Origin of the sequence: Flavobacterium chilense, assembly GCF_001602525.1 — a bacterium.
GTDB classification, from domain to species: domain Bacteria; phylum Bacteroidota; class Bacteroidia; order Flavobacteriales; family Flavobacteriaceae; genus Flavobacterium; species Flavobacterium chilense.
The window spans coordinates 234707-250078 of sequence record NZ_LSYT01000002.1; the positions used below are offsets into that span (position 1 = coordinate 234707).

10 protein-coding genes are annotated in these 15372 nt (G+C 33.8%); 6 read left to right on the forward strand and 4 right to left on the reverse strand.

Annotation, left to right across the window (positions count from 1 at the left end; translation table 11 throughout):
* Window position 1: 1 nt before the first annotated feature.
* The 5 genes from A4F88_RS06135 to flxY all read left to right on the forward strand — a co-directional run bounded on the left by A4F88_RS06135 (window position 2) and on the right by flxY (window position 9509).
* The gene (locus tag A4F88_RS06135) at window positions 2-1183 is read left to right on the forward strand and encodes a DUF2062 domain-containing protein (RefSeq protein WP_068841674.1); all 1182 of its coding nucleotides are present in this window, start codon (window positions 2-4) and stop codon (window positions 1181-1183) included.
* Between the two features lie 162 nt (window positions 1184-1345).
* Window positions 1346-5026 (forward strand): 1-acyl-sn-glycerol-3-phosphate acyltransferase, encoded by a 3681-nt coding sequence (locus A4F88_RS06140; protein ID WP_068841675.1) that lies wholly within the window; start codon window positions 1346-1348, stop codon window positions 5024-5026.
* A 1-nt stretch (window position 5027) separates the two neighbouring features.
* Complete coding sequence (locus tag A4F88_RS06145; protein ID WP_068841676.1) at window positions 5028-6545, forward strand: phytoene desaturase family protein; 1518 nt, start codon at window positions 5028-5030, stop codon at window positions 6543-6545.
* 7 nt (window positions 6546-6552) lie between these two features.
* Entirely contained in the window at window positions 6553-8220 is a 1668-nt protein-coding gene (locus A4F88_RS06150; protein WP_068841677.1) for a C45 family autoproteolytic acyltransferase/hydrolase, read from the forward strand.
* Window positions 8217-9509, forward strand: coding sequence for a flexirubin biosynthesis putative acyl-CoA ligase FlxY (flxY, locus tag A4F88_RS06155; RefSeq protein ID WP_068841678.1), 1293 nt, complete (start codon window positions 8217-8219; stop codon window positions 9507-9509). Before A4F88_RS06150 ends, flxY begins: the two co-directional genes overlap by 4 nt.
* Before the next feature lie 97 nt (window positions 9510-9606).
* Here flxY and A4F88_RS06160 read toward each other — a convergent pair whose 3' ends face one another.
* A complete protein-coding gene (locus A4F88_RS06160) occupies window positions 9607-10731 on the reverse strand; it encodes a SprB repeat-containing protein (protein WP_068841679.1) in 1125 nt (374 codons plus the stop codon).
* Between the two features lie 217 nt (window positions 10732-10948).
* Here A4F88_RS06160 and dusB point away from each other — a divergent pair, with 217 nt between their 5' ends.
* Window positions 10949-11941 (forward strand): tRNA dihydrouridine synthase DusB, encoded by a 993-nt coding sequence (gene dusB, locus A4F88_RS06165; RefSeq protein ID WP_068841680.1) that lies wholly within the window; start codon window positions 10949-10951, stop codon window positions 11939-11941.
* 87 nt (window positions 11942-12028) lie between these two features.
* Here dusB and A4F88_RS06170 read toward each other — a convergent pair whose 3' ends face one another.
* From A4F88_RS06170 to rbfA, 3 genes are all read right to left on the reverse strand, one after another.
* Complete coding sequence (locus A4F88_RS06170) at window positions 12029-13456, reverse strand: MATE family efflux transporter (RefSeq protein ID WP_068841681.1); 1428 nt, start codon at window positions 13454-13456, stop codon at window positions 12029-12031.
* A 172-nt stretch (window positions 13457-13628) separates the two neighbouring features.
* On the reverse strand, window positions 13629-14828 hold the full coding sequence (locus tag A4F88_RS06175) for an ABC transporter permease (protein ID WP_068841682.1): 1200 nt from the start codon (window positions 14826-14828) through the stop codon (window positions 13629-13631).
* Window position 14829: 1 nt separating this feature from the next.
* Complete coding sequence (gene rbfA / locus A4F88_RS06180) at window positions 14830-15222, reverse strand: 30S ribosome-binding factor RbfA (RefSeq protein ID WP_068841683.1); 393 nt, start codon at window positions 15220-15222, stop codon at window positions 14830-14832.
* Window positions 15223-15372 lie beyond the last annotated feature (150 nt).

Here is a 15372-nt window from a genome sequence, read left to right on the forward strand (position 1 = left end):
CATGAAACCTATTTTATCAAAGCAGGATTTGTTTAATTCAACTTCTTTTTGCGTTATTGTTCCCACTTACAATAACCACAAAACATTGAAAAAAGTGTTGGATTCTATTTTAGATTTCACTCAAAATGTCATTATCGTAAACGATGGTTCGACAGATACAACCAACGAAATTTTAAAACAATATTCGGAGCTTACTCAAATTCACCATCCTAAGAATTTAGGAAAAGGAAGAGCGCTCCGAAATGGTTTTAGAAAAGCAATCGAAATGAATTTTGAATATGCCATCACGATCGATTCTGATGGACAGCATTTTGCTTCTGATATTCCAAATTTTATTCAGGAAATTCAAAACGAACCCAATTCTTTATTGATTGGAAGCCGAAACATGACACAGGAAAATGTGCCAAAGAAAAGTAGTTTTGGAAACAAATTTTCGAATTTCTGGTTTAAGTTTGAAACCGGAATTGTACTCGAAGATACACAGTCCGGTTTTAGATCATATCCGTTACGATTGATTCCCAAACAATTTTATACCAATAAATTTGAGTTTGAAATCGAAGTTATTGTACGATCTGCCTGGAAAGGAATTGTGGTAAAAAATATTCCAATTCAGATTTTGTATGATCCCGCAGAACGTGTTTCGCATTTTCGTCCTTTCAAGGATTTTACCCGAATCAGTATTTTAAATACCGTTTTGGTCATCAACGCTTTGTTGTATATCAAACCGCGTGATTTTTTTAGAAGAGCAAAAAAAAAAGGCTTTAAAAAATTCTTTCTTGAAGATATTTTAGAAAGTTCAGACTCTAATTTTAAAAAATCAGCTGCAATTGCATTGGGTATTTTTATTGGAATCTCACCTTTTTGGGGATTTCAAACTGTTTTGCTTTTTACTTTTGCCGCCTTATTCAGGCTCAATAAAGTCATTGCTTATCTGGCTTCAAATGTGAGTTTTCCGCCTTTTATCCCTTTTGTTATCTACGGTTCTCTAAAAATGGGAAGCTTTTTTGTATCCAATGATGCGCCCCTAATTTTAGATAGTTCTGTTACCCTTGATGATATTCAAAAAAATGCTACACAATATATCGTCGGAAGTCTTATTTTAGCATCCGTTTTAGCACTATCAGTTGGTCTGTTAAGTTATTTACTTTTAACCGCTTTTAGCCAGAAGAAAAAATTACAGTAATTATAAAATGTTTTACCACAGATTAAAAGAATTAAACAATTTTTTTTCGCCACAAATTTCGCGAATTGATTTGTGTTAATTTGTAAAATTCGTGGCGAACCAACACAGATTAGAATCAATTTAATCCTTTTAATCTGTGACTAAAAATAAAATAAAAAAATAATGCATCACTATTTCTACGCCATTCATTTGTTTGTAAACCGACGAAAAGCTTTATCGGTTGTTTTGGCCATTTTGATGCTTTTGGCTTTTGGCTTTTTTGCTTCTCAACTTAAATTTGAAGAGGATATTACCAAACTTATCCCAACAAATGACAAATCTGATGTTACGGCAAAAGTCCTCAAACAACTTAATTTTGCCGATAAAACTACTGTTATTTTCAAACTGGATAAAAACGGAAATGAAGACGATTTGAAAGAAATGGCAACAGCCTTTTCAGACAGTGTTTCTAAATCCTGTAAACCTTATATAACCGGAATCCAGGGGAAAATCGACGAAGGAAACATTCAGGAAACCATTGATTTTGTTTATCATAATCTGCCTCTTTTTCTTGAAGATAAAGATTATGCTGCAATTCAAAACAAACTCCAAAAAGACAGTATTGCAGCAACCGTTCAGGGAAACTACAAATCGATAATTTCTCCATCCGGGTTTATTACCAAAGATTTTATTTTACAGGATCCGCTTGGAATTTCTTTTATAGCCTTAAAAAAATTACAACAATTAAATATTGGTGACGACTTTACGCTTAGTAATGGTTTTGTGATGACCAAAGACAAAAAGAAATTATTGCTTTTTATCACTTCTGATATTTCATCAAGCGAAACAGAAAAGAATACCATTTTTGTTGAAAAGCTAAAATCGATTCAGGAGCATTTAAATCAAAAATTCAAAAATAAAACTTCAATTAGTTATTTTGGTTCGGCCTTGATTGCTGTTGCCAATGCCAGTCAAATCAAAAGCGATATTATCTTAACGACAACAATCGCTATGATTACGCTCATGTTGATTTTGATATTATTCTATCGAAAAATACTCATTCCGTTAATCATCTTTCTTCCTACTGTTTTTGGTGCTTTTTTCGCTGTGGCCTTTTTATATTTTGTCAAAGAACAAATTTCCGCTATTTCACTCGGAATTGGCTCTATTCTTCTGGGAATCACAATCGATTACGCCATACACATTCTTACGCACCACAAACACAATAGCGATATAAAAACGTTGTATAAAGACATTACAATGCCTGTTATCATGAGCAGCTCTACTACGGCCGTTGCTTTTTTATGTTTGCTTTTTGTAAAATCTGATGCATTGAATGACCTGGGAATTTTTGCTGCTGTAATTGTTATGGCAACCGGAATTTTCTCGCTCCTGATCGTGCCGCATTTATATAAACCGAAAGAAGATAATTTTGAACATAAGAAAAATGCTATCGATAAACTGGCTCATTTCTCTTTTCATAACAATAAACTGCTGATTGGTTTTTGCGTTATCATTACAATTGTTTGCTGTTTTACATATAACAATGTTGGTTTTAATAATGATTTGTCGCAATTGAATTTTGTTCCAAAAGAAATTAAAGCTGCCGAAAAAGATCTGGAAGAAAGTACCAGCTTAACTTCGAAAACTATTTATGTTGCTTCGTACGGAAAAAGTATGGAAGAGGTTTTGCAGCACAACAGCAAACTTTTTACTGATTTAACAACAGCAAAACAAGCCAATAAAATATTAAACTTTAGTTCCGTTGGTGGCATTATGCTTTCTCAGGAAGCACAAAAAGAAAAAATCAACAAATGGAATTCGTTTTGGGATACCCATAAAAAACAGCTTTTACAATCAGAATTAATTTCCGAAGGCTCAAAATTAGGATTTAAGCCTACAACCTATTCTGCTTTTTTTGATCATTTAAATTCTACTTTCAAACCTGTTTCTGCAAACGATTATCTCAGGATTCAGGCTTTGCAATTGAAAGAATTCGTAACCGAAAAAAATGGCTTTTTCACGATTTCGACTTTAGTAAAAGTTACACCAGAACAAAGAGATGCTTTTGTAAAATCGGCTTCCGCCAAAGACAACCTGATAGCCATTGATCGTCAGCAAATGAACGAAACGTTTTTTAGTACTTTAAAAACTGATTTTAATTCACTTGTAAACTATTCTTTCATTGCAGTAATTCTAATCTTATTCTTCTTTTTCCGAAGAGTCGAATTGGTTATTGTAAGTTGTATTCCAATTGCTTTAACGGGAATTGTTACTGCCGGAATCATGGGAATCTTTGGTATTCAGATGAACATTTTCAGTATGATTGTCTGTACATTGATTTTTGGTCACGGTGTCGATTTTAGTATTTTCATGACCAGTGCACTTCAAAAAGAATATACTTCGGGCAAGAACGAAATCGCTATTTACAGAACTTCGATAATCCTGGCTGTTATCACAACTATATTGGGAATTGGCGCTATGATTTTTGCAAGTCATCCTGCATTGCGATCTATTTCATCTGTTTCTTTAATTGGGGTTTTTGCAGCACTTATTATTACGTTTATTTTTTATCCAATTCTGTTTAAAATATTTATCTCGAATCGTTCCAAAAAAGGAAATCCGCCTTTTGTACTGCGTACTTTTATTCACGGTGTCATCTCGTTTACCTATTACGGACTTGGCGGAATCTTAATGTCACTTTTCTGCATTACAATCATGCCGATTCTTCCAATAAATGAAAAAACAAAAATGAGAAGATTTCGTTATTTCATTTCAAAATTCATGAAATCGGTATTGTACTCTAATCCGTTTATCCATAAAAAAGTCATTAATAAATACAACGAAACGTTCGAAAAACCGGCGATTATCATTGCCAATCATTCGTCATTTATTGATATTCTGGCTATGGGAATGCTGAGTCCAAAAATTATCTTTTTGGTGAGCGACTGGGTTTACAACTCTCCTATTTTTGGCGGTACGGTTAGAAAAGCAGGTTTTTATCCTGTTTCTGAAGGAATTGAAGGCGGAGTTGAACATTTACGTCAAAAAGTAAAAGAAGGTTATTCGCTAATGATTTTTCCGGAAGGAACACGTTCAGAAAGCAATCAGATTAAACGTTTTCATAAAGGTGCTTTTTATTTGGCAGAAGAATTTAATCTGGATATTGTTCCTGTAGTAATTCATGGCGCTTCAGAAGCAATTCCTAAAGGTGATTTTGTTATTCATCACAGTTATCTAACACTTTCGATTTTAGAAAGAATTGCGCCTGATAATCTTTCTTTCGGAAAAAATTATGCCGAAAGAACAAAACAAATGAGTGCCTTTTTCAAGGAAGAATACCGTAAGATTCGTCAGGAATTAGAAGGACCGGATTATTTCAAAAAAATGGTTCTGCACAGTTATGATTATAAGGAAAATGAAATTACGGATAGTGTCAAAAAAGATTTAAAAAATAATCTGGAAACCTATTATCATTTAAACCATCAGCTTTCGGCGAAAGCCAAAATACTGCATTTAGCCAATGATTACGGTCAGTTAGATGTGTTATTGACTTTGCAGGAACCGCAACGAAAAGTAGCTTCATACAATTTTGACGAAGAAAAACTAGCGGTTTCAAAGACCAATTATATTGTTAGAAAAAGAAAAATATACTATTTAGATCAGCCTGAACCAGCTTTCGAAAATCAATACGATGCTGTTTTAATTTCGGATGAAAATTATAAAGATCAGCTTCAAAAAATTATATCTGTTACTTCTTCGGTTATCCTGGTTAATTGTCCGGCTTTAAAAAGCGTTCTGATCAACTTTGGTTTCGAATGTGTTCTGGATGAAAATTCTATAATCGTATTAAAGAAAAATTAGCATGAAAGAGCAATACGATATAGTAATTGTTGGCAGCGGACTGGGCGGATTGGTCTCGGCAATCATTCTCGCCAAAGAAGGTTATAGCGTTTGTGTGCTCGAAAAAAACAATCAATACGGCGGAAATCTGCAAACTTTTGTGCGGGACAGAACCATTTTTGATACCGGGATTCACTACATCGGCGGTTTGGACGAGGGACAAAACCTGTATAAATATTTTAAATATTTAGGCATTATGGATCATCTAAATCTGAAAAAATTAGATGAAAATGGTTTTGATATTATCTCTTTTGATGATGATGAAAACGAATATCCACATGCTCAGGGTTATGAAAATTTTGCCCATCAGTTAGTCCGTTTTTTCCCTGAAGAAAAAGCACATATTGAAGAATATTGCAAAAGGATAAAAACAATTTGTGAATCTTTTCCACTTTATAATTTAGAATGGGAAGGAAAATATGATAATGAGATTTTGGCTCTTAATGCCAAACAAACTATTGACGAATGTACACAAAATGAAAAACTGAAAGCTGTTTTGGCCGGTTCTAATTTTTTGTATGCCGGAATTGCAGATAAATCGCCTTTTTATGTTCATGCCCTTTCTGTAAACTCCTATATTCAGAGTTCGTGGCGTTGTATTAATGGCGGAAGTCAAATCACCAAGCAGCTTTTAAAACAACTCAAAAAATACGGTGGTGAATTTTACAAATACAAAGAAGTTATCCGTTTTAATGTCGAAGACAAAAAAGTAACTTCGGTAGAAATGAAAGACGGAACTCAGGTTTCTGGCACTTATTTTATTTCAAATATAGAACCCAAAACAACCCTGAAAATGGTTGGCGAAGAACACTTCAGAAAAGCATTTTATAGTCGGGTTCAAAGTCTTGAAGGCGTTATTTCGGCATTTAGTTTATACATCGTTTTTAAACCGGAAACATTTAAATACATCAATCATAATCATTATCATTTTAAGAAAAGCAGCGAAGTCTGGACTTCTCATGATTATGATGAAGATTCCTGGCCAAAGGCTTTTATGGCATCGATGAATGCTTCAAAAAAACAGGAAGAATGGGCAGAAGGCATGACGTTTATCACTTACATGAAATATGATGATGTCACTCCATGGATGAACACCTTTAATACAACTGCCGAAGAAAATGACCGTGGAGAAAGTTATGAAGAATTTAAATTTCGAAAGGCAGAAAAGTTTCTAAAAGAAATTGAAATAAAATTTCCGGGAATCAGAGATTGCATTCAATCTATACATACTTCGACACCACTTTCCTATCGTGATTATATTGGCGGTGACAATGGCAATATGTATGGTTATGTTAAGGATTCAAACAATCCTATGAAAACCCTTATTCCTTCAAAAACCAAATTAGATAATTTATATCTCACCGGGCAAAGCATCAACATGCACGGCGTTTTGGGCGTAACGATTGGTGCGGTTGTAACCTGTTCTGAGATTGTTGGAAAAGAATATTTAGTAACCAAAATTAATCAGGCATCTGAATAAAAAAGTTATGAAAAACCGAATTACATATTTTTTCTTTATCGGTTTTTTATTGATGTTGGCATCATGCGGAACATCAAAATCTATACGTCATCAACCTGAAATTGCAAGTTTTAATGCAACAAAACCTATCGTGGTCAAACAATCTGATAGTGTTTTTATATCCGGAAAAAATTCACTTCTAAAAAACAAACAAGGTCTTTGGGAATTATATGTCGAAGGTGATCCTTTAGAAATTGGACTTAATACCGGAGCGCTTTCAGATTCTCTTTTAAAAAATCAGGAACATATTTTTTTCTCTAAAATAAAAGATATTATTCCGTCTGAGTTTCAGCAAAAAATCCTTAGACAATTTCTAAAATGGTACAATCGAAAATTATATTTGAATGTTCCAGAAGAATATCAAACGGAGATTTATGGTGTTTCGCAATACACTTCGCACGATTTTGATAATATTGCACCACAATATCAGCGTAGTTTGTATTTGCACGGAGCTCATGATATTGGTCATGCTTTGCAGGATCTGGCTTTAGTTGGCTGCTCTTCTTTTGCCGCCTGGGGAGAAAAATCGGAAGATGGAAATTTAATCCTCGGACGTAATTTTGACTTTTATGTAAACGACGCTTTCGCGGAAAATAAAATCGTGGCGTTTATAAATCCAAAAGACGGCAACAAGTTTATGATGGTAACCTGGCCCGGAATGATTGGAGCAGTTTCCGGAATGAATGAAAAAGGTTTAACGGTTACCATTAATGCCGGAAAGTCTAAAATTCCGCTGATTGCCAAAACACCTATTTCGATTCTCACCCGCGAAATATTACAACATGCCGGGAATATTGAAGAAGCAATTGCGATTGCTAAAAAAAGAGCTGTTTTTGTTTCTGAATCTATAATGGTTGGAAGTGCCGTTGATAACAAAGCAATTTTGATTGAAGTTTCTCCAAAAAAAATGGATGTTTACGAAGTTCCAAACAGCGATCAGTTAATTTGTTCTAATCATTTTCAGAGTGATGCTTTTAAAAATGAAGAACGAAATCAATCTCAAATTGCCAATAGTCATTCTAAATATCGTTTTGACAGAATGCAGGAACTTTTTGCTGAAAATCCTAAAATCAATCCTAAAGTAGCCTCCGAAATTCTACGAAATAAAGATGGTTTACAAAATATGGCGCTGGGTTATGGCAACGAAAAAGCGCTGAACCAATTGATGGCACATCATGGAGTTATCTTTAAACCAAAAGAGAAACTCGTTTGGGTTTCGGCAAATCCGTATCAGTTAGGTGAATTTGTTTGTTATAATCTGGATTCGGTTTTTAACGAAATGAGAACTAAATCGATTCGTTCCTTCCAGCAGGAAAATTTAAATATTGCCAAAGATCCTTTTCTGGAAACCACTACCTATAAAAACTACAAACAATTTAGAATCGAAGATCATAAAATAGATTTGTATCTAAAAAGTAAAGAAACGATTAGTGATGAATTCATCTCGAATTACCAATCTTTAAACCCTGATTATTGGGTTGTGTATTACAAAGCAGGGTTGTACTTTTATCAAAAAAAAGAATACAGGCTTTCTCAGGCTAATTTTGAAAAAGCTTTAACCAAAGAAATTACAACAGTTCCTGATAAAACAGCAATTGAAAAATATTTAAAAAAAATCAAAAGAAAGTTACAATGATTCCATTAATAGAAAAAGATTCTTTAGAACAAATTAAAAATTTTCAAGAGCAGAAATTAACGGAACTCTTACACTATATCAGTCAGTATTCTCCTTTTTACAAACGACTTTTTGCAGGACAAAATATTGATATTTCGAAAATTAAAACCCTTGAAGATTTACAATATTTACCTGTAACAACCAAAGAAGATTTACAAGAATACAACGATGATTTTTTATGTGTTCCGCAAAATAAAATCATCGATTACGCTTCTACTTCTGGTACTTTGGGCGATCCGGTAACTTTTGGTTTAACCGATTCTGATCTGGATCGTCTGGCATATAATGAAGCTATTTCGTTTGCCTGTGCCGGAATTGCAGAAGGTGATGTGGTACAATTGATGACTACTATTGACAGGAAATTTATGGCTGGCCTGGCTTATTTTCTGGGATTGCGAAAACTAAAAGTAGGTGTTATTCGTGTGGGAGCCGGAATTCCGGAACTGCAATGGGATTCGATTTTAAAATACAAACCCACTCATTTAATTACGGTTCCTTCGTTTTTATTAAAGTTAATTGAATATGCCGAAGCACATGGAATTGATTACAACAATTCAAGTATAAAAGGAGCAATTTGTATTGGAGAATCACTTCGAAATCAGGATTTTTCGATGAATATCCTATCCAATAAAATTACTGAAAAATGGAATATTAAGTTGTTCTCAACTTATGCTTCTACAGAAATGAGTACTGCTTTTACAGAATGTGAACACGGAGTTGGCGGTCATCATCATCCTGAATTGATCATTGTAGAAGTTCTGGACGAAAATAATATTCCTGTAAAAGATGGCGAAGTTGGCGAATTAACTTTTACGACTTTAGGAATTGAAGCTATGCCTTTGTTGCGTTTTAAAACCGGCGATATTGTTCAGTTACATAATAGTCCTTGCGCCTGTGGCAGAAATACACTGCGCGTTGGTCCTGTTGTGGGTCGCAAAAAACAAATGATTAAATACAAAGGTACAACACTTTATCCGCCAGCGATGAATGATGTTTTAAGTGGTTTTGATAATATCGAAAATCATATTATTGAAATTTCGACCAACGATTTAGGAACTGACGAAATCGTGATTAAAATCGCTGTAAAAAATCAATCCGCTGAATTTTTACAGGAAATCAAAGATCATTTCAGAGCTAAATTAAGAGTAACACCAAAGATTGAATTTGCTTCAAAAGAAACTTTAAATCCGTTAGTTTTTAATCCGATGAGTAGAAAACCTATACGCTTTTTTGATTATAGAGTTTCGTAAAAAGATACAAAGTGGCAAAGTTTCAAAGGGACAAAGGTCATATAAACTAAATAAAAAAAGCCTAGTTTTGACTAGGCTTTTCCGTATATTAATATTTTTAAAGATCAAACAGTTCTAATGGTCCTGTAGATTGTATTACCTGTGGCTGTGTTGAGAATGACTGACCATTGGCATCCACAACTCTTAAGTACATCGTGTAGTAGGTTGATTTTACTGATGTTCTCGTAAATAAATATATTGGAGAACCCGTGGCTATTTGAAGGTAAAACGAATCTGGATCCTGTTGACGTTTTATCCACCAGTAATATTGATACGGAGCTGTTCCTCCGGAAGCCGTAGCAGTCCAGGATCCCATTGAAGATTGTGTTACATAATTTGATCCTGTAAAACTAGCTGTAGGATCAGGGTTTCCTTTTAAATCAATTGTAAATGTTTTTGTAAGATCTTTTTCAAATGAAACATTATTAATTTTACCTCTTTGATGTTTTGCTTTCAAAGTAAATGTATACAACTTTTTAGGCGCATTCCCATTAAATTTAATACTACAGCTTCCTCCTGTTTTGGTTATTTGTACATAATTATAATCTGCTGTCTCTGAAACCCAATCATATTGAACGTCCAATAGTGCGGACGCATCATGAGCAACAGAAACTGTAAATGGCACTTTTCTAACTGGATTAATTTCGTATGGATTTAAATCAAGATTTAAAGAATATTTTTTTAAATAATGTTCCTTTCCGGTTATATCTGTTAAGTAACAATGTTGAATACAATTTTTATATAATGGATTCGAACCTTCTTTTGAATAAACAATATCATTTCCAATAATCATAGCAGAATGATCAACAGCTCTAAAATTATTTGCTAAATAATCATCGTAATCATTCCAGTACAATACTTTTGTTGCATTACTGCTGTTATCTTCTTTAAAGATCTCACTTTTAAAATAAAGTTCATATAAAGTAGTAACAGGATCTTCTATCCTCTGTTTTGTTTCCGCAACCTTTTCACTTAAAATAAACGAAAGTCCATGGCAGTTATATAGATTATCAGCTGGTAATACAAATTCTTTAGGAGTACCACAATCCTCTGTTGCTGTTTTTTTAGTAATTCCGGAGCTTTTAGCAACTGCAGTTTCATCATTTTGTTTTATGTTTTCTTGTGAGCATGAAAATATTGTTAAAGCAACAAATGAAATCATAAATAATCTTAGATTTTTCATAGGGTTTAATTGGTATTTGGTGTTATATGTTATTAATCAAATATATATAATTTTAGGATAAATCCTATAGCTCTAATGTAATTGTTATCTATTTTTACTTACAATAAAAACCATTTCCTAACATAAAAAACCTTTGCGCCTTTGTTACTCTGAACCTTTGAACCTCAATTTGGTACAAATTGAACTAAATGTTGTAATTTTGCACAAAATATTGAAGATGGTCAAGATTGGCAACATAGAATTACCCGAATTTCCTTTATTACTCGCACCGATGGAAGATGTGAGCGATCCGCCGTTTCGCAGATTATGCAAAACGCATGGCGCTGACATGATGTATTCTGAATTTATTTCATCGGAAGGATTGATTCGTGATGCTATCAAAAGTCGAATGAAGCTGGATATTTTTGATTACGAGCGTCCTGTAGGGATTCAGATTTTTGGTGGTGATGAAGAGGCAATGGCACTTTCGTCTAAAATTGTTTCTACGGTAAAACCGGATTTAGTGGATATTAATTTTGGATGTCCGGTAAAAAAAGTGGTTTGTAAAGGTGCCGGAGCGGGAGTTTTGAAAGATGTAGATTTGATGGTGCGTTTAACAAAAGCGGTTATTCGCAGTACCGATTTACCGGTAACGGTAAAAACACGTTTGGGCTGGGATGAAAGTTCAATCAATATTGATGAAGTTGCTGAAAGACTTCAGGATATTGGGGTTCAGGCTTTGACTATTCACGCCAGAACACGTGCACAAATGTACAAAGGCCACTCTGACTGGTCGCATATTGCACGCGTAAAAAACAACCCAAGAATTACAATGCCTATTTTTGGAAATGGTGATATTGACAATCCGGAAAAAGCATTAAAATACAAAAATGAATACGGTATTGACGGCATTATGATTGGCCGTGCTGCCATTGGTTATCCGTGGATTTTTAATGAAATTAAACACTATTTTAAAACAGGTGAACACTTACCTGCTCCAACGGTTATTGATCGTGTAGAAGCTGCCAGAAACCATTTGAAATGGTCGATGGAATGGAAAGGCGAGCGATTGGGAATTGTAGAAATGCGCCGTCATTATACCAATTACTTCAAAGGCATTCATTCTTTTAAAGAATACAAACAAAAACTGGTTACCACTGATGATCCAGAAGATTTATTCGCTGTTATGAAAGAAATCGAACAGGTTTATGCAGGATATGAATTTGTTTAAAATATAATCTTTGTCAAAGTTTTAAATTTTGATAAAAGAACTAAAAATAAAAAGACCTTCAAATTTGAAGGTCTTTTTTAGTATTACTTATACTTGAATACGTTTCCATTTTCCTCTTTTGTAAAAGAAAATCCCGGCTAATGTTATAGCTGTTTCAGCAATTGGAATCGCAATAAAAACTCCTTTTGGTCCCATATTAAAATGCTTCGCCAATACATAAGCCAGCGGAATCTGGAACAGCCAAAAACCAAAAAAGTTAATTCCGGTTGGTGTCCAGGTATCTCCTGCTCCGTTGAACGTATTAATCAAAACCATTCCTATTCCGTAAAAAATAAATCCGATGCTCATAATTTGAAGCGCTTCGACAGCTATTGTTTTTACTAATTCATCGTTCGTAAAAAACGAAATAATATATTGTCCAAAACATAATGTGACAACCATAATGGTAGCCATAAAAATAACATTGTATCTCGCTGTGGTATAAACTGATTTTTCGGCACGGTCAATTTGTTTGGCTCCTAAATTTTGTCCTACCAAAGTTGCAGCAGCATTACTCAGGCCCCAGGCCGGAAGAATAAAAAACATCATTATTCTCAATGCTGTCTGATAACCCGCAGAACCATGATCACCACCTGTTGTAGCTACTAATTGTGCCAGAAAAATCCAGCTGCAGGATGCAATAACAAATTGTAAAACACCAGGAGCAGCAATTTTGACCAATGCTTTTATCTGATGAAAATCCGGTATGAAATATGGAATTTTGATTTTTAAAGTTCCGTTTCCAAAGAATAAATGATACAATTGATATAGAACTCCAATACTTCTTCCTAAAGTAGTTGCAATTGCGGCGCCTGTTAATCCAAAAGCCGGAACTGGTCCAAAACCATTGATTAAAACAGGGCACAAAATGATATTACAAATATTCGCCAGCCATAAACTTTTCATGGCAATTGCTGCATTTCCTGCTCCGCGAAATATTCCGTTTATTAAAAACAAAAACATGATACATAAACTTCCGCCAATCATAATTTGAGTAAAAATATAGCCATGTTCTGCAGCGGCTTCAGATGCACCCATTAGAATTAGGATGTCTCTGGCATACATAACTCCCAAAATGCTAATGATACTATTAATTACAAATGCTACAATAATGGCCTGCATTCCTGCTTTTGCGGCAGCAACAGGGTCTTTTTCGCCAATACGTCGTGCTACAACTGCTGTAGCCGCCATACTCATCCCAATACCTACTGAATATATAATTGTAAGTACAGATTCTGTTAAGCCAACGGTTTGAATGGCAAAACTGCTATGCTCTAAATGTCCTACAAAATATAAATCGACAAGGGCAAAAACAGATTCCATCATCATTTCTAAAACCATTGGAATGGCTAATAAAATAACTGCTTTTTTGATACTTCCAGCGGTGTAATCAAAAGATTCATCGCCTTTTAAAGCCTGTTTTAAAGTGGTAAAAATTTTAGAAAATAAACTTTTCTTTATGTTTGTTTCTGTCATGATGTATTAGGATAAATGATAAAATGAGTTCAGATTCAAACACCTGAACTAAAAAAAATAAACGTAAGTATCCTAATTATTTAAAAAAATAAAATTAGGATTAGGCAGAAACAATCATATGCTGTAGTTTTTTAAGACGGTAAATATAAGTATATTTTTTATGAACTGATATTTAGTCCAATAACTTTTTACTTACTCTGCTACTGGCAATTAAAGATGCCACAAAACCAAGTGAAACGATAGTTCCCATAACTATAATTACGTTTTCTAAAGTGAAAACTACGGGATATGCCAAAGTTGGCGTGATCATTATAAGGGAGTACTGTTGTTGTAGCAATACTAAAATAATACCCAGAAAAATACCAATTAAGCCTCCAAAAACACTGAGTAAAGTTCCCTGAAGCAAAAATATTTTTCTTAAGCTATTAATTTCTGTTCCAAGATTAAAAAGGGTTTTTAAGTTTCCCTTCTTTTCCAATATCATCATAATCAAAGCACCAACTAAATTAAAAAGTGCTACGATAATGACCAAAGTAAAGATAAGGTAAACCACAATATTCTCGGTATTGAGCATTTTATATAATGACTCATTAAGCTGTGCTCTGTTCTTTAATAAAATCTTATTATTGAAAATAGTATTAAGCTTTGCTTTTACAGCATTCTCATCTGCATTTTCTTTCAGTTTAAATTCCATTCCTGAAACCTGATTGTGCTTGTACATTAATAATTCCTGTACTAAACCTAAATCAGCAAAAATATATTTCGAATCTAAATCTTCGCTTATTGAATAAATTCCAACTGGTAAAACGTCTGTTTTGTTAAAGGCTTCATCCGGATTCTCGATTGCACCTTTTCCCGGTTTAGGAGCAAATACTTGCAGTGCGTTTTCAAAATCAAGAATTCCCATAGAGAAGTTCTGTGCAATTCCGTAACCAACAACAACCTGATAAGTATCTGGTTTTAACCATTGTCCGTTAAACAGTTTTTTCTTGATATCGTTAACAACAACATAATTTTTATCGACACCTTTTAAGTAAGTCACCTGTTGTTTGTCTTTAAACAAAAACAAAACACGCTCTTCAATAATTTTTGTGTAAGAAGCTACACCAGCAATATTCTTAATTTGATTTTCCTGCTCGGGAGAGATCAAAAATGATTTTCCGTATGTACTGGTGAGTTTTAAATCGGGATCGATTTCGTTTGTAAACGAAAGGCTAAAAACTTTTAATCCGCTAAAAACGGATAAAACCACAAACAAAGCCATTGTACCAACAATGATTCCCATGCTGGCAATGCGATTGATAATATTGATAGCATTGTTTTTACTTTTGCTAAAAATATAACGTTTGGCTATGTAAAGGGGGAAATTCAATTTATGATTTTCTTCTTTTTTCTAAAAGATCACGGTTTTCAATTGGATTTTCTTTTCCTGCTAATGCATTGTCGATTTTTTCGATATAATCTAAAGAGTCATCGATAAAAAATACCAGGTTTGGTACTCTACGCAACTGCAAGCGTACACGTTGTGATAAGTCGTGCTTAATTAAAGTTGTATTTGATTTAATTCCTTCTAAAGTTTCTTTGGCTTTATCCTGAGGAAAAATGCTTAAATAAACTGTTGCCACAGATAAGTCTGTAGTAACACTAACTTTGGATACTGAAATTACCAAATTTGTAATTCCGTTTTTTCGCACTTCACCTTGCAAAATATCAACCAGATCTTTCTGAATGACACCGCCTATTTTTTTCTGTCTATTTGTTTCCATAGTGCAAAAATACTATTTTTAAATTTCAATCGATGCAATTTCAAATGAACAATAGAATGATTTTTGCCTTATCCTTTGTTTTTGTTCAAATTTTGGTTCTTTTTTGCTAAAATGAGCTGTTTTTTTTTATTCTGTATCTTTTCTGAATCA